Annotated in this window: 25 protein-coding genes; 16 read left to right on the top strand and 9 right to left on the bottom strand. The window is 58.3% G+C overall.

Going from position 1 to position 24,622, the window contains the following annotated elements:
- Positions 1–114: 114 nt before the first annotated feature.
- The 5 genes from IRZ24_RS03700 to dcd all read left to right on the top strand — a co-directional run bounded on the left by IRZ24_RS03700 (position 115) and on the right by dcd (position 5,351).
- The gene (locus tag IRZ24_RS03700; RefSeq protein ID WP_297160598.1) at positions 115–927 is read left to right on the top strand and encodes a caspase family protein; all 813 of its coding nucleotides are present in this window, start codon (positions 115–117) and stop codon (positions 925–927) included.
- 24 nt (positions 928–951) lie between these two features.
- Positions 952–1,521: an NTPase gene (locus IRZ24_RS03695; RefSeq protein WP_297160597.1), complete on the top strand. Its 570-nt coding sequence runs from the start codon at positions 952–954 to the stop codon at positions 1,519–1,521.
- Between the two features lie 125 nt (positions 1,522–1,646).
- On the top strand, positions 1,647–4,415 hold the full coding sequence (locus tag IRZ24_RS03690; RefSeq protein WP_297160596.1) for a tetratricopeptide repeat protein: 2,769 nt from the start codon (positions 1,647–1,649) through the stop codon (positions 4,413–4,415).
- Between the two features lie 149 nt (positions 4,416–4,564).
- A complete protein-coding gene (locus tag IRZ24_RS03685) occupies positions 4,565–4,843 on the top strand; it encodes an SWIM zinc finger family protein (protein ID WP_297160595.1) in 279 nt (92 codons plus the stop codon).
- Positions 4,827–5,351 (top strand): dCTP deaminase, encoded by a 525-nt coding sequence (gene dcd, locus IRZ24_RS03680; protein ID WP_297160594.1) that lies wholly within the window; start codon positions 4,827–4,829, stop codon positions 5,349–5,351. Before IRZ24_RS03685 ends, dcd begins: the two co-directional genes overlap by 17 nt.
- Positions 5,352–5,446: 95 nt before the next feature.
- Here the strand turns inward: dcd and IRZ24_RS03675 are convergent, their stop codons facing one another.
- Positions 5,447–5,656, bottom strand: coding sequence for a hypothetical protein (locus IRZ24_RS03675; protein WP_297160593.1), 210 nt, complete (start codon positions 5,654–5,656; stop codon positions 5,447–5,449).
- Between the two features lie 86 nt (positions 5,657–5,742).
- Between IRZ24_RS03675 and IRZ24_RS03670 the strand changes: the two genes are divergently transcribed.
- Entirely contained in the window at positions 5,743–5,958 is a 216-nt protein-coding gene (locus IRZ24_RS03670) for a hypothetical protein (protein ID WP_297160592.1), read from the top strand.
- Between the two features lie 203 nt (positions 5,959–6,161).
- On the opposite strand, the gene IRZ24_RS03665 is transcribed toward IRZ24_RS03670, so the two are convergent.
- Positions 6,162–7,187, bottom strand: a complete 1,026-nt coding sequence (locus IRZ24_RS03665) for an alpha/beta hydrolase-fold protein (RefSeq protein ID WP_297160591.1) — start codon at positions 7,185–7,187, stop codon at positions 6,162–6,164.
- A 283-nt stretch (positions 7,188–7,470) separates the two neighbouring features.
- Between IRZ24_RS03665 and IRZ24_RS03660 the strand changes: the two genes are divergently transcribed.
- Complete coding sequence (locus IRZ24_RS03660; protein WP_297160590.1) at positions 7,471–8,625, top strand: trypsin-like peptidase domain-containing protein; 1,155 nt, start codon at positions 7,471–7,473, stop codon at positions 8,623–8,625.
- A 116-nt stretch (positions 8,626–8,741) separates the two neighbouring features.
- Here IRZ24_RS03660 and hflX read toward each other — a convergent pair whose 3' ends face one another.
- Both hflX and IRZ24_RS03650 read right to left on the bottom strand, forming a co-directional pair.
- Positions 8,742–10,082, bottom strand: a complete 1,341-nt coding sequence (gene hflX, locus IRZ24_RS03655; RefSeq protein WP_297160589.1) for a GTPase HflX — start codon at positions 10,080–10,082, stop codon at positions 8,742–8,744.
- A gap of 225 nt (positions 10,083–10,307) precedes the next feature.
- The gene (locus IRZ24_RS03650) at positions 10,308–10,835 is read right to left on the bottom strand and encodes a CvpA family protein (RefSeq protein WP_297160588.1); all 528 of its coding nucleotides are present in this window, start codon (positions 10,833–10,835) and stop codon (positions 10,308–10,310) included.
- Between the two features lie 169 nt (positions 10,836–11,004).
- Here IRZ24_RS03650 and rlmN point away from each other — a divergent pair, with 169 nt between their 5' ends.
- Positions 11,005–12,222 carry a 23S rRNA (adenine(2503)-C(2))-methyltransferase RlmN gene (gene rlmN / locus IRZ24_RS03645; RefSeq protein ID WP_297160587.1) on the top strand — a complete coding sequence of 406 codons (1,218 nt, stop codon included), beginning with the start codon at positions 11,005–11,007 and terminating at the stop codon, positions 12,220–12,222.
- 141 nt (positions 12,223–12,363) lie between these two features.
- Here rlmN and rpmB read toward each other — a convergent pair whose 3' ends face one another.
- The gene (rpmB, locus tag IRZ24_RS03640; RefSeq protein ID WP_297160586.1) at positions 12,364–12,555 is read right to left on the bottom strand and encodes a 50S ribosomal protein L28; all 192 of its coding nucleotides are present in this window, start codon (positions 12,553–12,555) and stop codon (positions 12,364–12,366) included.
- 596 nt (positions 12,556–13,151) lie between these two features.
- On the opposite strand from rpmB, the gene IRZ24_RS03635 reads away from it, so the two are divergent.
- From IRZ24_RS03635 to IRZ24_RS03615, 5 genes are all read left to right on the top strand, one after another.
- The gene (locus tag IRZ24_RS03635) at positions 13,152–13,547 is read left to right on the top strand and encodes an Asp23/Gls24 family envelope stress response protein (RefSeq protein WP_297160585.1); all 396 of its coding nucleotides are present in this window, start codon (positions 13,152–13,154) and stop codon (positions 13,545–13,547) included.
- Between the two features lie 55 nt (positions 13,548–13,602).
- A complete protein-coding gene (locus IRZ24_RS03630) occupies positions 13,603–15,354 on the top strand; it encodes a DAK2 domain-containing protein (protein ID WP_297160584.1) in 1,752 nt (583 codons plus the stop codon).
- A gap of 235 nt (positions 15,355–15,589) precedes the next feature.
- The gene (locus IRZ24_RS03625; RefSeq protein WP_297160583.1) at positions 15,590–16,435 is read left to right on the top strand and encodes a DegV family protein; all 846 of its coding nucleotides are present in this window, start codon (positions 15,590–15,592) and stop codon (positions 16,433–16,435) included.
- Positions 16,436–17,016: 581 nt separating this feature from the next.
- A complete protein-coding gene (locus IRZ24_RS03620; RefSeq protein ID WP_228026331.1) occupies positions 17,017–17,256 on the top strand; it encodes a hypothetical protein in 240 nt (79 codons plus the stop codon).
- Positions 17,257–17,258: 2 nt separating this feature from the next.
- Positions 17,259–17,663 (top strand): hypothetical protein, encoded by a 405-nt coding sequence (locus tag IRZ24_RS03615; protein WP_297160582.1) that lies wholly within the window; start codon positions 17,259–17,261, stop codon positions 17,661–17,663.
- 417 nt (positions 17,664–18,080) lie between these two features.
- Here IRZ24_RS03615 and IRZ24_RS03610 read toward each other — a convergent pair whose 3' ends face one another.
- The 4 genes from IRZ24_RS03610 to IRZ24_RS03595 all read right to left on the bottom strand — a co-directional run bounded on the left by IRZ24_RS03610 (position 18,081) and on the right by IRZ24_RS03595 (position 22,486).
- Entirely contained in the window at positions 18,081–18,692 is a 612-nt protein-coding gene (locus IRZ24_RS03610; RefSeq protein WP_297160581.1) for a DUF3090 family protein, read from the bottom strand.
- Between the two features lie 377 nt (positions 18,693–19,069).
- The gene (locus IRZ24_RS03605; protein ID WP_297160580.1) at positions 19,070–20,053 is read right to left on the bottom strand and encodes a D-2-hydroxyacid dehydrogenase; all 984 of its coding nucleotides are present in this window, start codon (positions 20,051–20,053) and stop codon (positions 19,070–19,072) included.
- A 465-nt stretch (positions 20,054–20,518) separates the two neighbouring features.
- On the bottom strand, positions 20,519–21,262 hold the full coding sequence (locus IRZ24_RS03600) for a phosphatase PAP2 family protein (protein WP_297160579.1): 744 nt from the start codon (positions 21,260–21,262) through the stop codon (positions 20,519–20,521).
- Between the two features lie 54 nt (positions 21,263–21,316).
- Positions 21,317–22,486: a glycosyltransferase family 1 protein gene (locus tag IRZ24_RS03595; RefSeq protein WP_297160578.1), complete on the bottom strand. Its 1,170-nt coding sequence runs from the start codon at positions 22,484–22,486 to the stop codon at positions 21,317–21,319.
- Between the two features lie 356 nt (positions 22,487–22,842).
- On the opposite strand from IRZ24_RS03595, the gene IRZ24_RS03590 reads away from it, so the two are divergent.
- The 3 genes from IRZ24_RS03590 to IRZ24_RS03585 form a co-directional block, all read left to right on the top strand.
- Entirely contained in the window at positions 22,843–23,532 is a 690-nt protein-coding gene (locus IRZ24_RS03590; protein ID WP_297160577.1) for a response regulator transcription factor, read from the top strand.
- Positions 23,533–23,988: 456 nt separating this feature from the next.
- A complete protein-coding gene (locus IRZ24_RS19740; RefSeq protein WP_366914227.1) occupies positions 23,989–24,216 on the top strand; it encodes an AtpZ/AtpI family protein in 228 nt (75 codons plus the stop codon).
- Positions 24,217–24,275: 59 nt separating this feature from the next.
- A partial coding sequence (locus IRZ24_RS03585; protein ID WP_297160576.1) for a F0F1 ATP synthase subunit A occupies positions 24,276–24,622 on the top strand: 347 nt, incomplete at its 3' end.

Below are 24,622 nucleotides of genomic sequence, written 5' to 3'. Positions count from 1 at the left end.
TTTCAATGTTTACAAATAAATATATAAAAATGTATTATTTAGGCAAAAGGAGTATTATCTCACAGTGGCAGCATGAGGCACGGGCCTCCCAGCAGAACAGAACACGTCGCTCCTATGAAGCTACACGGGGTTCTTGTCGGGATCAATCGCTACCAGGACGAGCGTATCGACACTTTGCAGTATGCCGCCACGGACGCCAAGCGCTTCTACGGTCAGCTCGTCAGCAGCCTGGCGGCTGAAGATGTCAGCCTGCAGCTTCTGACCGATGAGCAAGCCACACGCAAAGCCATCCTCATGGCCATTGGTGAGCTACTTCCGCGCCAGGCGGGTCCCGAGGACGTAGTGCTGCTCTACTTCGCTGGTCATGGCTCACCGGAGACGGGCGAGGCCCCAGATCGCGTCTCACGCTATCTGATTGCCCACGATACCGAATACGAGGCCATTTTCGCAACAGGCCTTGATCTTGAACGCGATTTAATACGGCTTGTGCAGCGTATCCTTGCACGGCTGGTCGTCGTCATTCTGGACACCTGCTTTAGCGGGCGTGCCGGAGGACGCGCCTTTGAGGGGCCCGTCCTTCACAATCGTCGTACTGGCTTTCGTCGCCTGGTGCGTCCTAAGCCTCGCTTACGCGATTTGCCCCTCGGCGAAGGACGAATCATTCTGGCGGCTTGCGATGATGATGAGGTAGCTCACGAAGACGGGCGGCTGCGCCAGGGTGTCTTTACCTACTTTCTACAGCGAGCACTCAGCAACGCTGAGGAAGACCCATCCGACACGTCTTCTGAAGCCACTATCAGTCTTAGTCGCCTTTACGAGCGTGTGGCCGAGAGCGTCGTCGCCTTTACCAGAGGGCTGCAGCATCCGGTCTTGAATGGGCGCCTGAGCCTGGCCCGCCTGCCACTGCTGAACCTGCCAGAGCATTAGCCTGAGGTAGTCAGGAGGAGTCCAATGGGAGAGGCTTATTTGCTGACTGGCGAGCCAGGAAGCGGCAAGACAACGGCCATAAAGAAGCTTGTTGCGGCTCTTGGTCCCGAGCACTGCGGCGGCTTCTATACCGAAGAGATACGCCTCAACGGCCAGCGCACCGGCTTTGAGATCGTCACCCTCGAGGGGCAGCGCGGCTTATTGGCAAGTGTCACCCAGAGCGGACCGCTGCGCGTAGGTCGCTATGGTGTGGATCTGACCGCGCTGGAGTCTGTGGGCCTGGCCGCGCTTCAAAGCGCCCTACAAACGCGCCCTGTGGTCGTCATCGATGAAATCGGACCAATGGAACTCTTCTCCACTGCCTTCCGCGAGGCCGTCAGCGCCGTTCTTCAAAGTCCCTGCATACTGGTTGGCACGATTGTTCAGCGCCCTTATCCCTGGGCCGATGAACTGAAGCAGCGCCCCGGCATCCAGCTCCTGGAACTTACGCCAGCCAATCGCGACAAGCTTACTGAGCAACTGGTCACCTCCCTCCAGCAAAAACTGCAAAAGCAGGGTATGCTAAAGAGAGAGGAAGAGGAAAAGAGCGGATAAGGCGCCTGATGCGCTTCGGCATCAGCTCTGCTGAGGGGTGAGCCTGGCGCTGCCAGTGCTCAGCGCACCAATCAGGTCCAGAGGAGTGGCTAGCCAGAGCCTTTGCTCTCGGAGGGAATGCCCCTATGGATGCAAGCCACCACCAGCGAGGCAGCTATCGACCGGCCAGCAGCCCTATCGAAGCCTGGGAACGAGCGGGCGAGCGCCTGCGTATCCTGCTTGTGGTCAGTTCTCCCATCGATGAGCCAGAGCGACTCAATGCCGAGCTTGAGATTCAGGAGATCTACCGCCAGTTGCTCTGGTCACGCGTGCCAGCGGCGCTCATTCGCCTGCACCCACCAACCTGGCGCTCTCTGCAGACAACGCTGCATGCCCGCCCTTTCGACATCGTCCATGTGATTAGCCATGCCCGTGACAGCGAGTTGCAATTAGAGAAGGAAGATGGCAGCACAGACTGGGTCTCGGCTCAAGATCTCGCCGCGCTCTTTCGCCAGACACAGGTGAGATTGGTCGTGCTCAATAATTGCAGCAGTGAGTACCTGGGAGATGAGCTGGTCCTCAATGGCGTGCCGGCAGTTATCGCTACAACTCGCCAGCTCGCTAACGATACAGCCACCTTGTTAGCCAGCGCTCTTTATGCCTCGCTGGCACGCGGGAGCAGCGCCAAGGAGGCTCTGGAGTTTATCCAGCGCACGCTCCAACGGGAGCCTGGGCAGTGCTCCCGACAGGGAGAGGTGGTGACGCTGCTCGGCCCCGGCGCAGAGGAACCTCTCCGCCCGGGATTGGTCAACCCGGGCGAGCCCGAGTATTTCCCCTGCGAGCCACCCCATAATTTGCCTCTGGCACGAGCACGCAATTTCCGCGACCGCGTATCTGAGCTACAACGTCTGGCCGAGCTTCTTAGTAATGGCCCTACTCCTTTTATCGGCTTGCTTGGCCTGGCTGGCAGTGGTAAGTCGACCCTGGCGCTAGAGCTGGCTCACCGCGCTAGCTGGCGCTTTACACGCGGCATCGCTTATATTTCGCTGCGCCGCACACGTCCCTTTGATCTGGTCTCCTTACTGACTCATCTCGATTGGGGCCTGGAAGAGACCAGCGCTCGCCGGCAGCGCGCCCTGGCTCTCTACGAGATGGCACGCGGCCCTTTATTGCTGGTGCTCGATGACCTGGAAGAGGCTTCCTCAGAAGAGGCTCAGGATATCTGTGACCTCCTGAGCGCTTGGGATACCTCCCTGGGCGGGCGGGCGCTTCTGCTCATGCGCCATCATCGCCCTGAATTTGATCAACTCCTTCAGACCAACTGGTTGACAGTAGGCCAGTTACCTGCTCAGGCTGCCTGCGAGCTGGTTGAGGAGCAACTAGGTGGACGCGAGGCCGCACGCGCACGGCTGGGCCGCCATTTGCCTGAGCTGCCTCGCCTCTGCTATTACCACCCTAAACTCTTGACGCTGGCTACCTCAGCCCTACAGCGAGGAATCCCTTGGCAGGAACTGGCCACCCAGCTCAGACAGCTCGCTGGTAAGCCGCTCAGACAAATGGAGCAACTGTTACACTTAACGATTACACGGGTTATAGCCGAATCCCCCCTGGCGGGCCAGTTGCTCGATTGCTGGCCAGTCTTCGCCGAAACAACCGCAGAAGCAGCCTGGCGCTTCGTCCAGGCTGGCAGATTGCCCCTGACAACTGATCGGCTTTGGCAACAACAGAATGAGGCCCTGGAAGCATTACAGTACGCTACTATCCTGGAGCGCGGCGAAACCCCCTCCGGCCCGCAGTGCCGTATGCATCCCCTGATCAGCGATTATCTGCGCCTTCACCGCTGGAATGAGCTTTCCCAGGAAAGGCGCACCGAGTATCAGCGCCGTCATCTTCAGTACTACATAGAAGTATGCAAATCAAATAGAGAGGTAGAGCGGCTTTTGTACGAGTGGGATGATATTGCCCTGGCAATTGAACAGGCTCAACACCTGGGCCTTTGGGAGGAGCTGCTCACCCTGGCAGAAGAGCTGGTAGGGGTGGAAGGCCTACCCTTGTTGAAGCGCCATCAATCTAAGCAGGCTCTCCAGATTCTCCAGGTAGCTCTGGAAGCTTCAGCGCGTCTGCAACAGCCAGCAAGAGAAGCTGTCTTTCTGCTTCACCGCGGTATCTGCTATTATCGCCTGGCAGAGTATCAGCAGGCTTATCAGGATGTGGCTAGCAGTCTGCAGTTGGCACGGCGACAAGGCAACGAGGAACTGATCAGCGCCGCCGAGCTAGAGCTTGGCCGCGTTTGCTATCGCTTGATGCGCTATGAAGAAGCTGAGCAGCACTTTGCGACAGTGCACGCTCAGGCAACAAGCAGAGGAGATCAGCGACGGCAGGCTGACGCTCTGCACGAGCTAGGGCGTCTGGCTTACCGTCGGCGTCAGCTTGAGAGCGCCTTGCGGTTTCTCAATGAGGCACTGCAGCTATGGGAGCGTCTGGGCGATCAGGCGGGCCTGGCCCGTACCCTGCATGAACAAGGGCGCGTCCATCATGAATTGGCGCTGCAGAGCCAGACCCCCGGGAAGCTAGACGAGGCAGAGGCCCTTTATCTGCGCAGCCTGATGCTGCGTCAACAACTGAGCGACCACCTTGGCCAAGAGGCCACCTTGCATCAGCTTGGCCTGCTGGCTTTTCATCGCGGTGACCTGCAGCAGGCTGGCTCTTACTACGCGCAGTCCATGCGACTGGCCCGCGAGCTGAATGACCGTTTTTGGATCGCACATAATCAGTTCCGTTCCGCCCGGCTCCTCTGGCGGGAAGGTCAGCAGCAGGAGGCGCTGGCCCAGGCGCAGGAGGCGCTGGCGCTCTGCCAGGTGCTGGGGATCAGCCTGCAGCGCGAAATTGAGGATTGGCTTCAGACTCCCGCCTAGCGAGAGAAGGGAACACTTGTGATCAGGCCACTGCAGCGATATACTAAAAAAGAGATAGATGCTGATCCAAGGGAAGAGTCTGTTCTGCCCGCTAGACTGTGGTCAGAAGAGCAGGTTTTATCCCCGTTCTCTACCAGGAGCCGTTACTGATGCAAGATGAGCAGCTACAGCGCAAGTACATCAAGGCAGGACACTACGCTCAGCAGCCTGAGCGTTTCACGCTGCTCGAGATCAAACTACAGATGCGCTCAACGCATGGCACGCGTCTGATCAGCTATGACGGGGAAAGCTGGCACTGCACCTGCGACTTCTACCGGGAGCGCGGTACCTGCAGCCACATCATGGCCGCGGAGCAGCTTCTTGGCCCTCTGGCTCCAGCGCCGACCGATCACTATCCGCGAGAAGAGAGCCATGATTCTGAGCGATAGAGACCTCAAAGCTCTGCTGACCGCTGGTCTGCTGGTAATCGAGCCGTGGGAGGAATGGCAGCTTGGGCCAACCAGCATCGATCTACGCCTCGGGGAGCGCCTGGTCAAATACCGTGGCAGCCGTCTTGAGCTTGGCAAAGAGCCACCAGCGGTCGAAGAGATCAAGATTGACCCGCAGCAGGGCTACGAGCTGCGCCCAGGTGAGTTTGTCTTGGGCTGCACGCTTGAGCGTATCCGCATCCCCAACGGCTACCAGGGCTTCATCGAGACGAAAGGAGACATTGCACGCGCAGGGCTACAGGTGCATAACGGCGACGGTCACATTGACCCAGGCAGTGACCACGTGCTGACCTTAGAAATCACCAACTTCAACAGCATTCCCGTCATTCTCTACCCGGGCCTCTTTATCTGCCAGCTTTTCATTCATCAGCTCAGCAGTCCTTGCCTGCGCGAATACCGCGGGAAATACCTCGGGCAACAAGGACCTACGATTTACCGCCCCTCCTAGGGTCGAGCGCCGTATTCCCAGTATGCCGCCTCCTTAGTCCCTGCTCCTGGAGATAGCCATTACCAGGTTGCTGGCAGAGGGAGGATTTGCAAGCACTAGCTGGCGGCAGCCTTCCAGATGCGCAACCTACGACCAGCCTCGCCGCTGGCCAAGTGTGAGCCATCGGGAGCAAAGACTCTCATGTAGACGCGTGTTGCCTGGCCTTTGAGAATAGGGAAGATTTGACCGGTCTCTACATGCCAGAAGCGCACAGTACCATCGGCACAGCTACTAGCCAGTAAGCGCCCCCGCCGATCCAAGGCCACGGTTCAAATACTATCTTGGAGTCCGAGCAGTCCGAGAGTGAGGACTTATCCCCGATGAGCAGTGCGCTGCCCATAATGAGGGGCCCGTGACTCAGCCTACGAATGTGAGCTACGGAGAGTTCCCTGCTGAGCGTCTGGCCCTCTACATCCACGCCATCCGCCGCCTGCCAGCTAGCGAGCAGGCGGCAGTCCTCTGGCACCTGTGGCACCTGTGCGATTGCTGTCTGGAGCTGGCCCCTGTCATCGCAGCCCTGCGCAAAGCAGGCCTGGACCCTGAGCAGATGCCACTGCCGCAGCGCTAGACCGAGCTTAAGCGCTATCGAGTGGCCTTGAGTGCTGCTCGGCGACATCTACGCCAATCACTACTTGGCATCTAGCGTTGTCAGATCCGGCTCTTGCTGCGAAGGATCAGCGAGCAGGGAGCCAGGCCTTGTGAGCGTGATCCAACTGCTGGCTCAGAGCGTGTATCTACAGCGGAGGGAGAGCATCCCTCCGCTGGCATCAGCTAAGGGGAGAGTCGCTCTGCAAGATATTTCAGGCTCAGCGGATAGCGGTACTCGATGCCGCCATGTCGCCCGTCGAACAGCTCGAAGAAGACATCTGTGACGCCTATTTCAGCCAGCGCCCGACGGAAAGCCTCTGCCCCCAGATCAAGATAGTACTCATCGCGCTTACCAGCATCAATGTAGATGGCACGCATCGAGCGCAGGGCCTCGGCGTGCAAGGGAACCATGCGCACCGGGTCCCAGGCTAGCCAACGCTCCCAGACATCAGGGATCAACTGGCCGGTAGCGATATCGAACGGTAGCTGGACCGTGCCATCCAGATCTGCCGAGTAACAGGCCGCCATACACCACACGTTTAGCAGATCAGCATCGCTCTCCTTCGAGAAGGCTGGGCGGCTGCGGAAATCCTGCCAGAAGCGTTCGTAGGAACCGCCGTAGTGATCGCGCAGGGCGCGAGCAACTTTGGCAAAGTCGCGTAGATAACAGACCTCAAAGAGAGCATCACCAGCATGGGTGGCGAAACCGCCCCACAGATCAGGGCGCAGCATAGGAGTGACCATAGCTCCATAGCCACCACTGGACTTGCCGGCAATCCCGCGATGCTCTCGCGCCGCTAGCGTGCGATAGTGGGCATCGACCCAGGGGACAATCTCGTCGCAGAGATAGGTATGGTAGCGTCCGACAGCCGGCGAGTCGAGGAACTGGCTTCCTCCGAGCGAGGTCCAGCAATCGACCCAGACGAGAATACACGGCGGCGCTTCGCCTTTGGCAAACAGCTCATCGGCTAGCTCGGGGAAGTTGCGCCGAAAAGCCGAGCGATTGCGCCACATGTCAAGCTGGCCGGTTAGCCCCTGGATCAAATAGATAGAGGGATAGCGTCGCTCCGGCTGCTCATCATAGCCTGGTGGCAAATAGATCCACAGCGGGCGCTGATAGGGATCGCCAAGAGGATTATCTTTGAGTACCTGACTTTCAAAGGTCACCTCGTCGAAGCGTCCTTTGAAGTCGTGCGACCAGGGATACACGCTTTGCGCCTCCTTTTTCTTCTCTCATCTCATCCTGGTGCCCCGTGTCCTAGTCTAGCACGCTCCTCCATAAGGCGTCTATCTCCCTGGCGCGAGGCCTGACGGCAGGCAGAGAGTTCGGCATTCACTTGCCGACACACTTCCCCCCTCCTCTCGCTAACGAGCGACGTTCTTTCGGACTGAAGATGAAGCGACAGCTCTGACGCTTTACGAACAGTCTAGCTTTGGCTTAGAATAAAAGCAGTTCAATGCCATCGGCATAGGTCCGCTTCGAGGAAGCAAAATGGAGAAGGAAGACACCTTAGAAGCCCTGCTACAGCGCGCTACTGTCCGCGTCGACCTTGATCTCTCGCCGGCAGGCACAGGCTTTTTTGCGGGTCCGGGATTGATTCTTACCTGTGCCCATGTGATCCGACCTGCCCGCCAGGGCCAGGCCCGCCTCCACATCTTCTGGCAGGGGCAATCTTTTGAGGCCGCGATCAGAAGCATGTCCCCTGAACACCCGGACGCAGGTACGGATCTGGCCCTACTGGCGGTCTCGTTTCACGATCATCCCTGTGTGCTCCTCTGTGGCGAGGCCCGACCCTACAGCCCGCTCTACAGCTATGGGTACCCAAGTTGGGCCCCCGATGGCAGCGCGGTTACCTTCACCACCGCTGGGCCTGCAGGCGAACACAACCAGTGGATTACTTTTCAACATGGACCTGTCGACCGCGGCTTGAGCGGCGCCCCGTTGCTTGATCGAGACAGCGGCAGCGTTTGCGGCATGATTCAGTTTTCACTAGGTCTCAATAGTGAGCGCGGTGGCCAGGGCCTGCAGGCGCGCATCATTCTCGATCAGTTCGCTGAACTCGCCGAAGCCCAAGTAACTGCCCATCGCCGAAATCTGCGCTGGCTAGAAACTCTCTCAATAGAGCAACGCCAGCAGCTCAGACAACGCTGCCCTCAGTATCTCCCGCTCCTCCAGCAGAGCCACAAAGCCCTCAAGGTCTTCATCTCCTATTCCAATGAGGCTCGAGACCAGCAGCTTTGCAAAGAGCTGCTAAAACATCTGGCTGGTCTACGACGCGCGCACCTGATCGAAAGCTATCACAGCGGTCAGCTCAGCGCAGGGCGTGAGCAGAGCGAGAGCCAGCGCTGGCTAGAGCAGGCGGACATTATTCTATTGCTCATCAGCCCTGACTACATAGCCGACGAGCAGTGCTACAATGAAGAAATGCAGCGGGCCATGCAGCGTCACGAGGATGGCACGGCGCGCGTTATCCCCATTAGGCTGCGACCAACCGAGGGCCTGGCCAACTCCCCCTTTGGCAAGTTGCAAGCCCTACCCCTGGAGGGTCCGGCCATTACGGAACGGAAAAACAGGGATCAGGCCTTTGCAGAGATCGCCGCTGGACTACGTCAGGTGATCAAAGAGCTGAAAGGCGAACAACCCTGAAGACCTGAGCTGAGCACAAGCCTACTCGGCGCCCAGCCCAGGCAGTGGCAGGTGAGTTACAGGTAGGCATGGCCTCCGCCACGTCCTTCTGCCTCAAGTCCCCCCGAACGCAGCGGCTAAATGCGAGCACTGGGAACCTTGAGTGAGCCTTTGCGTTGTTGAAGGCGATACGGCTCATAGTAACCGGTCAGCGCCGATGGCAGGCGTCCAACGAGGAGTGTCCCTTCAGCGCGGTGCTCTTCGATCTCCACGCGCCCGCGGCGATGGAAGAGTTCTACCAGATCACCGCGCGCATAAGGCACCAGCACCTGCAATGGTATCATCTGCTCAGCTACCACCTGAGCCAACTTCTCGCGCAGTGCCTCCAGGCCCCAACCACGCAGAGCCGAGATCACCACAGCATTTGGATAAAGCGAAGGATCAACACGATCGGGATCGGGCAACAGATCGATCTTATTCAATGCTGTCACTCGCGGCTTCTCGTGAGCCTCCAGCTCGCGCAAGACCTCATTCACCGTCTCGCTCTGCTCAATGGCATTCTCATGACTGACATCCACCACCTCCAGCAATACATCAGCATCGACCACTTCCTCCAACGTTGCGCGGAAGGCTGCGACCAGACGCGTTGGCAGACGCTGAATAAAACCGACCGTATCCGTCAGCAAGATCTCCTGATTGCCAGGCAGGACCACGCGACGCGTCGTAGGATCAAGCGTCGCAAAGAGCTTGTTCTCAACCAACACATCAGCCTGACTTAAGACATTAAAGAGCGTAGACTTACCAGCATTAGTGTAGCCCACCACAGCCACCACCGGCATCGTCAACGCCTCTCGCTGACGGCGATGCAAGGCGCGCTGTTCACGCACCTCCTCCAGCTCGCGGCGCAGCTCAGCCAGGCGATTGCGAATGCGCCGACGATCGATCTCTAGCCGCGTCTCGCCCGGACCACGGACCCCGATGGCACCTCCCACGCCAGCAGCGCCCAGCGAGCCACCAGCCTGCTGCGACAGCTCTGCACCGCGTCCACTCAGACGAGGCAAGCGATACTCCAACTGTGCCAGCTCAACCTGCAGACGCCCCTCACGTGTCCGCGCATGCTGAGCGAAAATGTCGAGGATGAGCGTCGTACGATCAATGACGCGCGCATTAAGTGCCTTCTCTAGATTGCGCTGCTGCGAAGGAGAAAGCTCGTCGTCGAAGATCACCAGATCAAAGCCCAGTTCCTGTTCCAGAGCAGCCAATTCCTGCACCTTTCCCTTGCCAAGGTAGGTGGCCGGGTCAGGATGACGCAGACGCTGCAACAGCTTACCAACCACCTCAGCCCCGGCAGTCCTGGCCAGAGCTTCCAGCTCTTTGAGCGAGTCCTCAGCGCTCCAAAGCGTCTCCTGCCGTTCGCTCTCCACTGCAACGAGAAAGGCCCGCTCCGGTCCTTCGCCAAATCTCTGTCTGCTTAGCACAGCCTCGTTTCTTGCCGTAAAACGCCTCCTTTATTCAAGCAAAGTCACACAACGCTTCTAGCATACGTAGAATGCCCCTTGACTATACAGGTATTGTATGCGTCTTTACCCTGGAACGCAAGCTCAGAGGCACCAGAGCAGCTCACAAGCCGCGCATTCTCCACCACCCTACCAGCGATATGAGAGCCTGAAAGGCTGCTTGGCCAGACAACAGGCAGCCTCTGCTTAAGGAAGCTGCCCTACAGGGGTCCAACCTAGCAACCATTGATTGACATGCACAAAGAAACTCTGAGCAATGGCCTTCTGATATGCCAGCCGCCAGGCACTGAACTGATCAGGATCGCTCTGTGGCCAATAGTGGACGGTGCTTAGGAAGCTATGCAAGACCATCAGCAGAATCAGCCAGAGGAGCCAAGCCTCAACCACACCTATTCCCATCCCCAGCAACTGATCAATGAGACCCAGCACCGGGAGACGCCGGAGAAAGGCCCGGACGAGAGTTGTGACACTATGTACCCCAAGCACCGTAGCCAGGAAAACGAGAGTGTAGGCGAGCAGGGGCGCCACCTTCACCCCACTGCTGGCCAGAAGAGCAGTGAGCCACGGCCCACAAAGCAAGGCCACACCCAGCGCCAGCGGTAAGGCCACCAGATTAATCAAGCTAGCAAGGAGGCCATTATGGAAACCTTGAAGGGCCAGCACAATAACTGTAGTCAGAAAAGCTAAATCGATTAAGTTAAACAAGAGAGGCATTTACTTTTTTCCTCCCAAGAACCTGAATGAGTAGCACTGACAGAGAAAGTCGAAGCTCTGATCTAAAATGGAAACGACCAACCACAGGCGACTGTCACAGCTGAGATTGCAGCAGGGCCGTGAGTCACAGAGCAAGGCGGAGAGCCATTGGTGAGCAGTGGCATTGGCCTTGGAGGGGTCAACGTGCTATAATGAAGGCATGATGATCAGGGGGAGAACAACACGAGAGCCAAGTGCAGCCCGGCGCGATCTCCTTGGGCTGACCCTCAAGCAGCTTGAGGAATGGTTTAGAGAGCTGGGGGAGCCAGCATATCGCGCCCGGCAAGTCTACAACTGGATCTACAAGCACCTGGTCACTGACTTCGCCGCCATGAGCAATCTGCCACTGAGCCTGCGGGAACACCTGGCGCGCGAAGCCACCATCGGCCAGGTTACCGTACGCAGCGAGCAACATTCCAAAGATGACCGCACGCGGAAGATCCTGTTAGAGCTAGCTGACGGCAGGCTGATTGAATCGGTGCTCATGCTCTACCCTCCCTTGCGGGGGAGCAGCGCGCGGGCCACTGTTTGCGTCTCCAGTCAGGCGGGCTGTGCCTTCGGCTGCACCTTTTGCGCTACGGGGCAGATGGGATTCGAGCGCCATCTGAGTGCAGGAGAAATTGTTGCTCAGGTATTGCACTTTGCCCGTGAACTGCGAGCCGCCCCCTGGCGTGCCCGGGGCCTGCCTGGGAGCCAGCCCATTGATCACATCACCAACCTGGTCTTGATGGGCATGGGCGAGCCACTGCACAACTATGACAACGTCATGCAAGCCCTGCGCATACTCAACAGCCCCGAGGGCTTCAATCTGGGAGCCCGGCACATGACGGTTTCCACCGTAGGGCTGCCACAGGGCATCCGGCGTCTCAGCCAAGAGGGACTACAGGTCAACCTTGCCATCTCCCTGCACGCCCCTAACGACGAACTACGCGCGCAAACCATGCCTGTCACGCGTAAATACCCGCTGGCCGAGGTCCTGGCGGCCTGTCAGGATTACATCGCCGCCACCCGTCGACAGGTTACCTTCGAGTATGTCTTACTGGCTGGCGTGAACGACAGTCCCGTCTGTGCCCATCAGCTTGGCGAGCTGTTAGCGCCGCTCAAGCAGTATGCGCATGTTAATTGCATTCCGGTCAATAAAACAGCGGCAGACTACCGTCCCCCTGGGCCAGAGGCAATCCGCCGCTTTCGCGATATCCTCTTCCAGCATGGCGTTAGCAATAGTGTGCGCGCCGAGCGGGGAGATGACATCGACGCAGCTTGCGGGCAACTACGCACCCGCTTCGTAGCCCAGCAGCGCAGCCCATTAGCGCGCAGCAACACAGCAGAACCGGCTCGTTCGCGCTGAGCCTCAGCCTTCCCCAAAAAAAAAGCAAAAGGCATCGTAGCAAGGAGCCACGAGAAAGCCTATGGATGGAGCAGAAAGCAGCCGGGCAGGCCGGGGCGGGAAGGCCGCCTGAGCGGCGCTCTTACCTGCCTCCGGCCAGCATCACTCTTTGGGGAGCTTGAGCATTGTGCGCAGGCAGCGTGTGCAGACATGCACTGTACGCCGCACACCATTAATCTCCAGACGCCGCCGCTGCACATTCACTACGAACCGTCGCCGTGTATGACGCTGCGAGTGAGATACCTTGTTACCATACATCGGCCTGCGCTGACAGAGATCACAACGACCAGCCATAGCAAACTCCCTTCCTCTCTATTTTTCCCTCTTTCCTTCCCTTCTCGGGAAGAGCAGAGAGCCATCGTAGCCTCTTCGACGCCTACACCGCGGATCTACAGGCCCCAGCTACCTGGGACTCTCCGCTCCTCTATCTCTCTTGCTTATTTTGCTAGCGAGCGCCAGGCCCCTTTGCCCCCGCACTGAGTGCCGGTCAGGCTGGACCGGCGGCAGACATTCAAGCCAGAGAACGAGAGAGCAGGCCCAGAACAGGAAGCTACCCCCTGGCTTCTCTTCAGCAGCCAGGCATTCGCTGAGCAGAGAAGACAAAGCGTGCTGCTGGGGCTACAGCCACGACCCCCGCCTCCGCTGGAGCAGGCTACATCAGCAAGATCTAGAGAGTCCCAGAGACGCGCCCTTGATTCTGACGGGGGCCTTTGATATACTGCAACAGAACGCAGACCTTGCACTCCAGTGAGCTGAGTAGAGCGCAAAGCGTCAGTAGTAAGCGTCGAGTACGCTTTGCGAGTATAGCAGATTGCCCTCGCTTTGGCAAGTGCATAGGCCAGAAGACCAGCCAACCAGTAGAGCAGAGAAAGCTTAGAGAAAACATGGGTATGCCGAAGCCATCGACGATTCAACCGCAGCACGGAACGCGCCCTCTAGGCAGGATCGAGGTTCTCCCTCACGCGATTCACACGATCGCGGCCCGCGCCGTCAGCGAGAGCTATGGCGTAGTGGGTATCGCCGCACCCCGCCTGCGCAACGGAGAGGCTGTCCTCCTTCCCCCCGAACGAAGCGGCGAGGGCATTCAGGTGCGAATCTCGAACGGACGCCTGATCATCGAGGTCTACGTCGTGCTGGAATACGGGCTGCGCATGTCTGAAATCGCCCATAATATCATGAGTAGCGTCAAGTTCTCGGTTGAAAAGATGCTCGGGGTACCCGTGCAACAGGTGAACGTCAATATTCAGGGGCTGGAACATAGCCCTATCACACGGCGCGAGCACTAACGACAAGGCGTGGGCACCACCTACCTCATCTACCACCACGTAAGGTAAGCGATCTATGCAGGAACAGGCATCAGGCGCTCATCATGCGCAAGATGCGCCAAGTCAGCAGCAGATGCAGCGCATCAGCCGCCCGCGGCGGATCAGCGTGCTGGACGGTCAAGACCTGAAGAAGGCAATGATTGCCGGGGCCGCCTGGCTGGAAGAGCGGCGCGAGAGTATCAATGCCCTCAACGTCTTTCCCGTGCCGGACGGGGACACAGGCTCCAATATGTCTGCCACCATGCAGGCGGCCATCCGAGGGATCATCGATAGCCAGGAGACGGCAGCAGGAGTCATCGCAGCACGTATTGCCCACGATGCTCTGCTGGGAGCTCGGGGAAACTCGGGGGTGATTCTCTCACAAGTGCTCCGGGGCCTGGCCCAGGGACTGGAGAAAAAGCAGACTTTTACCTCCCTCGACCTGGCTAACGCCTTAATGGAAGCGTCGCGATTGGCCTCGCGGGCGGTTATCAAACCAGTTGAGGGCACCATCCTGACAGTAGTACGCGACTGCGCCGAGGCGGCGCTGGCCAGTGCGCAGCGCGGCGATGACCTGGTGACGCTAATGCACGAGGTTGTGACCGCTGCACGCCAGTCCGTGGCACGCACACCTGAACTGTTACCCATCCTCAAGCAGGCAGGCGTGGTTGACGCAGGAGGGCAGGGACTCTGTGTGATCTTCGAAGGGATCTGGCACGCCTTGCGCGGCGAGGGTCGCGAGTCACGGCCTTTCCCAGCGGTTGGCACCAGCCAGGGCACTCCTCGCCGCGGACGGGTCAACGTCGAGGAGGAAGAGTACGGCTATGAGGTGGTCTTCCTACTGCGCGGCGAGAATCTCGACGTCGAGCGCATTCGCCAGACGATTATCGATATGGGCGGCGTCTCGACAGTCGTGGCTGGCGATGAAAAGCTGCTGAAGGTACATACGCATACCCAGTGGCCTGGCAAGATCCTGGACTACGGTGTGAGCCTGGGCAGCCTTCTAGACATTAATATCGAGAATCTTCAGGAGCAAAGCCTGGCCTACGCAGCCGAGAGCCGTGCCGAACATGAGCAAGCGACTCGCCAGGGAGCGGCTGAAGGGAGCAGCGCTGAGAGCCCTGCCTCAAGCGTGCCCATTGCCACCGTTGCTGTCGTCTCAGGCCCAGGCTTTGAAAAGGTCTATCGCGGCCTTGGTGTCAGCGCCATTGTCCCCGGCGGCCAGACGATGAACCCCAGCATCGAGGAGCTGCTGGCAGCCGTTAATTCAGTGGAGGCTGAGCAGGTCATTATTTTGCCCAACAATAGCAATGTGATCCTCAGTGCGCAGCAGATTCCACGCCTTACCAGCAAGCAGGTAGAAGTTATCCCCACCGAAACGCTACCTCAAGGGATCGCCGCCCTCATGAGCTTTAACTATAATGCCGACTTGGCCACCAACGTGCAAAGCATGAGCGCTGCCGCCCGCCGCATCCAAACCGCTGAGATTACTACGGCAGTGCGCGCCGTGCAGATCGATGGCCTGCGTGTCCGTGAGGGCGACATCATCGGTCTCATCAACGGCAATCTGGCTGTTGCCGGCAGTAGCTTGGAGGGGGTCATTAACGACTTGCTTCAGCGCATGCATGTTGAGCGCTACGAGCTGCTCACCATCTACTACGGCGAGGGAACTAGCGAGGCTCACGCTCAGGAGACAGCAGCCCGTATTAAGCAGACCTATTCTCATCTGGAGGTGGAGGTGGTAGACGGTGGCCAACCCTACTACACCTATATTTTCTCAGTTGAATAGATCATAATAGGGAAGAGAAGCAAGGAGCCGGCTGCAGCGGTCATAGAAGCCTGGCAGGGCCACCCGGAACGGATCTCAGAGGCAGCCACAATCAGGCCGGCAGGGCTGGCCTCGCTCCGACGCTTTTCCCGCTTACCCTAGTCGTCAATCTACCCAACCCACGCATGTTTGCAGCCTGCCATGTGTATGCCGGCACGCATGGCGCAGAAATTCTCTCGCGTTCAGGAGGTGCCTCATGGCCGTCCGCATCGTCACCGATAGTACGGCGGATCTCCCTAAAGAGCGGGCCGCGGCCCTGGGAATCAGCGTCGTTCCCCTCAAAGTTATTTTTGGCAGCGAAGAGTATCTCGATGGTGTCGATTTGGATACGGCGGGTTTTTTCAAGAAGCTGGCGGAAAGCAAGGATTTTCCCCGCACGTCACAGCCAACTCCCGCCGATTTCCTCTCTGTCTATCAGCGCCTGATTGAAGAAGGCGCCGAGGCCATTCTTTCGGTCCATCTGTCGGCCAAATTCAGCGGGACCTACCAGTCAGCTTGCGCAGCACGGGCCGCCCTGCCGCCGGAGCTCCAGCGCATTCCCATCGAGATTGTGGATTCAGAGAGCATTAGTCTCGGTATCGGCATGTCGGTCATGCATGCCGCGGAGGAGGCCCAGCACGGCGCCGATCTGGACTCCATCAAGGCGCGCCTGGTCGATCGCTTGCGCCGCACGCGCATTCTAGGCGTGCTGGATAGCCTGGAGCATCTGCGCCGTGGCGGACGCATCGGACGCGCCAGTGCCTTCCTGGGCACGATGCTGAGCTTCAAGCCGATCATCGGTATCCAGGCCGGCGAGGTGGTCCCCGTTGAACGCCCTCGCACACGCGCCAAAGCCTATGAGCGAGTGGCTCAGCTCTTCCAGGAGGCTGGCCCGGTTGAGGAGGTGGTCATTGTGGAATCAAGCGATGAACTGGGAGAGCAGCTCGCTGCCGCGATGAAGGCAGTCTATCCTCACCCAATTCCACGCTATAAGCTGGGCGCAGTCCTCGGTACCCACACCGGACCTGGAACTGTGGGCATCATCTTTATTACCGCTCAGTAGCTCTTCTCTTCTGGAAGCCAGGCTCGTCAGTGAGATGCGCCAGGTCGGCCAGGCTCTGCCTGCCATGATGTGCTGCTCCGCCTCGCACTCATGGCCGCTGCAGCGTGTTGGTGCCTTCCTGGCGCCAACCATTCCCGCTCAAGGTTGCTCCCGCGAAGGCATCCCCGCGGCAGATTACGCGCCCTGCTTGGTGGCGAGACTGGACGGCATGAGGTCATCTGATGCAATAAAGCTGATACATTATGAGATAACCATTGACGACTTGCATCTTCGCCGGTACAATAGTAGATAGTAGAGCGCTTACCCACGCCAGAAAGGGCTGGGCTGCAGGCACTGCAGGGCTCGCTCTAGGCGCTTGTCCTTGATGGCTCGTTGGGTCGCGAGACTTCTGCACGGTTGCTCGCTGGCTTAACAGCAGGTGCCCCAGGAGCGGACCAGCGCCCCCAGAGCCGCCGTGGAGACCTCTGTGGGAACTGAGCGGGAGCTTGTAGCCAGAAGATCATGCGTTCACTCACTGGAAGGTTCGTTAGTCAGCCACCATCCATGATGGTGCAAGCGACGAAGGAGGAACAACCGTGGGAATGCTACGGGTGATGTCACGGCGCGGTGATGATCGTGTCACCTGGGATGAGCAGAAGGTATTGGCAGGTGACCCTGAAGCACTGGCCGCCGTGCGAGAAGCTGAGCGCATTTTTGCCCAGGAGCGCGCCAGGGGAGCCACTGCTTTTCGTGTCGAGCCCGGGAAGCCTGCTCAGCGCATCGATCAGTTTGATGCAACCGCCGAGCAGATCATTATGGTTCCGCGCGTTGTCGGTGGATGAGCTTGATCTCAGAAATTCTAACGATTCTGGACTGGGTGATCATCGCCACCGCGATGGGAGCTATTGTTTGGCTGATCACTCAGCCATATTTGCGGGGCTGGTCGCGGGCCGAGCGGCGAGCTTCTGATCTGTTGCGCGATATTCTGACACCTGAACAGTTCCGCCAGCTCCTCTGGCATGGCTATCTGGAGGTGCCTAGTCCTACCGCCCCTCAGCGCATCTATCGCGTGCCCCGCGGTAAGGGCTTCGTCCAGGTCATTGAAAATGGACGCGCCACGATGCGCCTCTGCCTTCAGCCGGTGGAAAATCTGCCAGATGCTGATATCGTAGTGCTCCATAAGCTGATGATCGAGGGGAATGAGGAGCTATATTTGCAAAAAGCTAATAAGTATCTCTGCACCGATTAACTGCTTCACCAATTGACAGCGCAGGTCAATCCACTTACTCTGCCTGGCTGTCAGAGATTGCTCGCAGGCGGGCCTGGGCCTGGCGGGCTTTTGGCCTGCTTCTGCTCTTGTCCGAGCGCTGGCTCCTACTATGCCAGGCCGGCAGGTCCCTCCCGTACAGGCCGCTCTCCGCCAGCGAGCCACAAGCTCAGCGCGTCTCAGCTAGCATGTTCGTGCTCTCTACTCCTCCTAGCTGCTTGTGTAGATAGTTCAGCCAGCCTATCGATTCCCCTCAGTCATCGCGGTCGCTTAGCATGACGACGGTTGATCTAGCTGGGCCATCGCCTGCCTCACCCTCGGCAGCGGCTCCATGCCATCTCTGACCGCCTTCATGCACTAGCCAGCTCCCCCGGTTCATCAGTCTCCCTTTTCCTCCTTCTAGTCCTCATCATCGTCATCGTCTTCTTCCTCCAGTAGCTGGATGATCTGGCGGTGACCGTTTTGCTTCTCACACATATGCGGCCCCTCTTCCAAGGGCATATGGCAGAAAGGGCAGACTGGGCGACCCGCTGCCACGACACGCGTGATCATACTGGTGAGAGCCTGCGCCTGAGCGTGAGTGAAGGAGAGAGTGACCGCCCGATCCTCGCGGACACGACCGCGCAGCTCCTGACCTGTCTCCATGATGATCTCCAAAGGGACCACCATCAGGATGATCAGCTCCCGGCGGAAGTCGTAGCTGAGCTTTAGCTGAGCTACCTGGAACTCTTCGTCGGGAATCAGTGGAAAGTCGGCTGGCATACCTATTGGCTCTTCTGCTTCCTCTTCGCCCTCCCGCCGAGCCCGGGCCTCAACGCGCAGAATCCTACCCTGCGTCACCTGGGTCAGCAAGCGATCGATGGCCAGCCCCAATTCATTGAGCTGCATCTTTTCCATCCACATAATAGCAGAGCCACTTTCGCTGCGCGCAAACAGCCGAAAGCGACGCTGTCCCGGTGGGCCAACGGCATCCGCGCCCAGTAGTTCCACCAGACCTAAATCTCTGCTCATCGGACCTCCTCTTTGCCCCTACGTGAAGAGTGTCTTGCTCCCTTCTTCTAATCAACTAGCTGCTTCTACAGAGAGCGCCGCTCTCTGCTGCGACTGCTCTCGCTCTGCCTACCCGCCGACAGATGGAGAACTTACCTTGCTCTCTTTCAGCAATTGTAAACGCTCTTTTCCAGAGAGGGCTGAGTCGGACAGTGGGTCCTCCGTTTGGACCCTAGAGTTGGGCCGGGCTGGTCCAGTCTAGAGAGGCCGCCGGCAAGTTAGTGCCTGCCTGGCTGACAACCTGGCGCAGCGCTGCTCTTTGCTCAGGCACTCGCCTGGCTGAGACGTGCCAGCCATAAGACGTTCGCGCTTGCCTCCTCTTCTTTGCCGGTCGCCACTTAGTAGCCACGTTGTGGATCGTAGCGATTGCGCAGCGCCTCGCCGCGGCGATAACGCTGTAGGTTCTCGACAAAGAGCGAGGCTAGCCGGGCGCCATAGTGGACGCTCTCACCCGAAATATGGGGTGTCAGAATGACATTAGGCAGCGAATACAGCGGGCTTTCCTGGGGCAGTGGTTCTATCTCGGTGACATCCAGCCCTGCCCCAGCGATCCAGCCTTCGCGCAAAGCCCGAATCAGGGCCTGCTCATCGATGACACGCCCACGAGCAACATTGACCAGGTAGGCAGTGCGACGCATAGCGCGCAGCTCTGGCTCGCCGATCAGGTGCTCTGTCTCAGGAGTCAGCGGCGTTGCTATCACAACATAGTCGCACAGCGGCAGCATCTCACGTAGCTGGCTGAAAGCATAATAGCGTTCGACATCTTGATCCTGCTCGCCTCCCCTGGCCGAGCGCCTCACCCCCAGGACGCGCATGCCGAAGGCCCGCCCTAAGCGGGCAACATAGCGCCCGATGCTGCCAACACCAATGACTCCTAGCGTCTGCCCATAGAGTTCCAGCGTGCGCAGATGATACCAGGCCGTATTGCCCCAAATATGGCGGTCCTGCAAGCGCACCAGCTCGGGCCAGGAACGATTGAACATGATCATGCTGCCAAAGACATACTCTCCTATGGTGGAGGCATGAATACCAGAGGCAGTGGTGACAATCACGCCACTGTCTGGATCAAGCAGGCCCGTGTCACGCAGACCATCAACACCTGCACCAGCAAACTGCAGCCAGCGCAAGCGCGGGGCAAGCTGGAGAATGTTCTTGGGCAGCCGGAAGCCACAGATGATCTCAGCGCTTCCTACGTGCGCCATTAGCTCCTCGTCTCTCGTGGCGAGTACAACCTCGCCCTGGGCCGCTTCGCGAATCCTCTCCAGCGCTTCTTCATCGAAGGGGAAGGTACAGAGCACTTTCAAACCCTGATGTTGACTCACAGCCAGACTCTCCTTACCAGATCAGACGAGCATTGCTGAGACAGTACAGCGGTACGGTGAAAACAGGCTCGCTAGGCGTGACCGCGTCTCTTCCCTCAGTCTATCCGAATCGGTTGCCTTCTGGCAAGCCGTCACTCGGGCAGTTCGCCCCTCTCACGATACCATCGTCCCTGACCCCTATCAGGGTTCAGGGAAAGCTTGTCTGCTCGCCCTAGCAGCGACACAAGCTTCTGTAACAGGTGGCTATCGCTCGTGGGCAATTAATGGAACACGCTTATTATAGCGTTTCAGGCCTGTGAAGGTATTCCGGAGCAGTATAGAAAGCAGGAGCGTGAGAAGTCAAGGGAGAGTGGACCAGGCCTACGCCTCCTTGAGGCCAGACTCAGGCCAGTCCCACAGCGGCTATTCCTGTCTACCTTGCCCATCGACCACAAGACCAGAGGCGAGAGAAGGCACAATCACGGCTTAGAAGCCCACAAGTAGCAGGACACCCAGAGCAAGGCCAATACTCAGCAGCGCACCACTCACGACCTGGGCCAGTGTGTGACGTCCCAAGGCGACGCGAGACCAGCAGACGAGCACAAGCAGAAGAAAGGACGGGAGAAAGATCAGGCCATAGAAGGCTGTCAAGACTGTGGCCGCTCCTCCTAAGGTCGCCGCATGGATGCTGATTTTCCACCGGAGGGTAATGACTAAGAGCAACGCCCCTAGGAGTAAAGTCAGGCCCAGGATAAGCTCTAGATTGCGCGGGGCATGGAGCAAGAGCAATAAGAGTAAGCCTAGAGCATAGGAGAGCAGGCTGAACAGAAAAGGATGCCAGCGCTCATGGCGATGCGAGAGGTCGAGATCACTCACTAACCCCAGACGCAAGGAGAGGACAACATAGAGTAGTGGACCAGCAGAGACAAAGCTGAGCGTCAGCAGGGCAAAGCCAAGTGCGTGCCACAATGAAGGGGAGTGATAGAGAGCCACCAGTAGCACAAAAGGAACGGAGATAGCTGCAGGTGATAGCACAATTGAGATGCCTCGCGCAAGGCGCTGGGCCTGCGCCGGAGACAGAAGGAACAGCCATTGACCACCGGCCAGACTCCGCGTCTGAGGGTCTGCCTGCATCTCCGCCAGGCGCCCAGCAGCCTGCTTAAGAGAGATGGTGGTCAGTGACTCGGATAGCAAGGGTTGTGCTTCGTCTTGCTGTTGTTGTAACTTCATTGCAACATCCTAGGTCGGCGACAGCCAGCCACAGAGTTGGCGCTCTCAGCAGACTCAAGCCGCTAGCAGGGCTTGCTCTGTCTGGAGCATCACTTCCTCATAGCCACGCAGCAGTGACTCCATCGCCTCATACCAGCTATATCTAGCGGCCTGAGCCAGAGCAGCAGCGCGCATGCGCTCCCGTGTTGAACGCTCGTAGACCAGGCGCTCCAGCAGATCTCGATAGGCAGCTACTTGCGCCGCAGGGCTAAGGCCAGTGGGGTCCAGTAGCAGGCCCTGCTCATCGTGGACCACCAGATCACAGATGCCCTCAGCCTGCAGCCCAACGACGGGCAGGCCCGAGGCCAACGCCTCAAGGACTACCTGACCGAAGGTTTCAGTCGTTGAGGGGAAGGCAAAGATATCGGCAGAGGCATAGGCCTCAGCCAGAGCCTCCCCACTCAGATAACCAGTAAAAGTGACTGGAAGACCAGCCAGCGCCTGACGCAACTCAGCCAGGGCCGGCCCCCCACCTACGATGACCAGATGACAGCGACGATGGTCTAGCTGACGATAGGCCTTTGCCAGCAGCAAGAGGTTTTTCTCACGCGAGATTCGCCCCACATAGAGCAACACACAGCGCTCGCTGGCCTCATCTTCAGCGCCTAGCCAGGCGACACGTAGTTCAGGGCGACGACGCTCGGGCCGAAACAGCGTTCCGTCCACCCCACGAGGCCAGAGACGGACGCGCTGGAATCCCTGCTGACGCAAGGCTCTGGCCGTTGAAGGAGAGGGACAGAAGGTTAAGGCACAGTGATTGTGAAGGAAACGATTATAGCGCCACATGAGGCCTGTCAGCCAGGGAAAGCCGAAATGGCGGCAGTAGGCAGCGAGATTGGTATGATAAGAAGAGACAAGGGGGCGCCGCAGCAGCTTGGCCACGGCCACCCCCACGGCACCCAGCACGACAGGATCGACAACATGGATGATATCAGGTTGAAACTGCTTGAGCTTCTTCAAAAAGAGAGGTCGGAAAAAGTTGAACTTGAGTTCTGGATAGAAAGGAAGCGGTATACCGGGCGTGGTCACAATCTCAGCGCCGGCGTACTCGTGCATTCCACAGCGCGGGCCTAACACGAGTGCCCGATGGCCAGTGGCCTCCAGATGAGTAAGCAAGCGCGCTAGTGTGCGCGTCACCCCATCCAACTTGGGCAAGAAATTCTCCGTAATGATCGCGACCCGCATCGCAGTCCTCCTGTCTCTCCTGCTCTGCACGTTGAGGCTCTCTTCCCCGCCTCCTCACCTACACCTGACAGAGCAGGCATCTTGCTTGCCTGCAGATGAGGAGTGCCTTGCTGCAACGCCCCTCACAGAAGAATCTTCAGCCAGCCGCGTTATAGCCGTGTAAAATTCCTCCAAAGAACCCGTTAAGCCTGGACAAAATTTGTGCGTGAAGCGAGAACATCGCTGTTCATTTGTCAACGGAGACGCTAGAATATCCATAGGGGGAGAAAGTCGCGGCGGAAAGAGCAGCATAGAAGAGCTATGAGAAGCACAGTAACGGGTAGCCATCACCAGCGCACCGGGACAGGAGGTCAGCTTTGTCGCAGACACTTATTCGGCTTCTGCTGTGCGAAGACCAGACGCTGATGCGTCAGGGCCTGCGCACTATTCTTGACCTGGAGCCTGACATGGAGGTCGTTGGCGAGGCCACCAACGGCGAGGAAGCGGTCAGCCGTTATCATGAGCTGCGGCAAGCAGGCCTGGGGCCAGATATTGTACTGATGGATATCCAGATGCCCCGTATGAGCGGAGTTGAAGCGACTGCCGCTATTATCAACGCTTATCCCGACGCCAGGATCATCATGCTGACCACCTTCGACTATGACGATTACGTCCTTGAGGCCATCAAAGCTGGAGCTGCCGGCTACGTGCTCAAGGATCTGCCCGCCGAAGAGCTGGCAGTTACCATTCGCCGCGTGGCCCAAGGGGAACCATTCATCCAGCCAAGCATCGCCAGTAAGTTGCTGATCGAGTTTGGCCGGGGGAGCAAGGGAGGCCGGAACCAGCCCCGTCCCCCAGGATCAGGAAGCGGGGAAGAGGAGTTGAGCGCCCGCGAAATAGAGGTACTGCGCTTGCTGGCTCAGGGAGCCAGTAATCGCGAGATTGCTCAGCAATTATGCCTGGCTGAGGGGACTGTCAAAAATCATGTCTCTAATATCCTAAGCAAGCTTCAGGTAGCTAATCGTACCCAGGCCGCCAGTAAGGCCCGGGAGCGCAAGCTGATTTGAGTGAGCTGAGAGCATAAAGCATCAGCCAGCTCGCTGGTCAGCGTCAGGCTTCAGCACGAAGGTAGCCCTGACCAGGAGCACAGTCTGATACCGCCAGCTTCTCTGCCTGGAGGAGTTGGAGCCGGGCGCGCCCAATGAGGCTCCGCTCCATCCAAGATCCATAAATAATAGATGCGGCTCAGGTAGGGAGGGAGTGACTCCTCTCAGAGGACGGCTCACGTTTGGGAGCCGGGTGACGGCTTTCGGCTGAGGCTATCCGTAGAAATACGCAATTGACGGGGCAGCGATCCTTGCAGGATGCTTGCTCTCCGAAGGCGAGAGAGCGGCTTGGGCTGGGAAGCGAACGGGAAGCGAAGGCGCTTGAGGGATGCTGCGACTGCGTTGCACAGACAGTCAGCCTTATGCTATAATCCTCACGGTATGATATAATCGTGAGACAAGCGGGACAACATAAGGATGAGTAAGAAGCCTCCCCCCACCCTGTGGGAAATCGTGGGGCCAGTGGGAGGATTGGGGTTCACAATCGCAGTCCCCGTTGCTGCAGGTGCCATCCTCGGTCACTACCTGGATGGTGTATGGCGTACCGCACCGTTGTGTATACTTCTCGGGCTGCTGCTTGGCCTGATAGCGGGAATATACGGCGCGTACCGTTTATTTAAAATCTTCTTCTCAAGCTTGAGATAGACGGCGTCGACGTTGACAGACCGGGCCACGCAGAGCACGATTCGGATGGAGGATATTGAGTGCTCTGGAAATTTCCTGAGGTATCCCTGGCGCCAGAGGTTATATGGAATCCAGGCGGTATCTTTCCGATAACGAATACGTTGCTATGCACCTGGATCACCATTATAGCTCTGGTTGCCTTTTTCTACTTTGGCACACGCAACGCTTCGCTGATCCCCTCGGGTTTTCAAAACTTCGTTGAGTGGATCGTCGAATTTCTGGTGAATCTGGTCAACGGTGTGGTTGGCTCGCGGAAGGATAAAGCGGCGCGCTTTTTCCCGTGGGTTGCCTCCTTCTTTATCTTCATTCTCTGTGCCAACCTGATGGATGTGCTGCCTGGCATTGACACTATTGGCAGCCTTAAGGG

Origin of the sequence: Thermogemmatispora sp., from assembly GCF_019683755.1 — a bacterium.
Lineage (GTDB): Bacteria > Chloroflexota > Ktedonobacteria > Ktedonobacterales > Ktedonobacteraceae > Thermogemmatispora.
The sequence above is the reverse complement of the archived record's forward strand: the minus strand, read 5'-3'. Positions and strand labels throughout refer to the sequence as shown.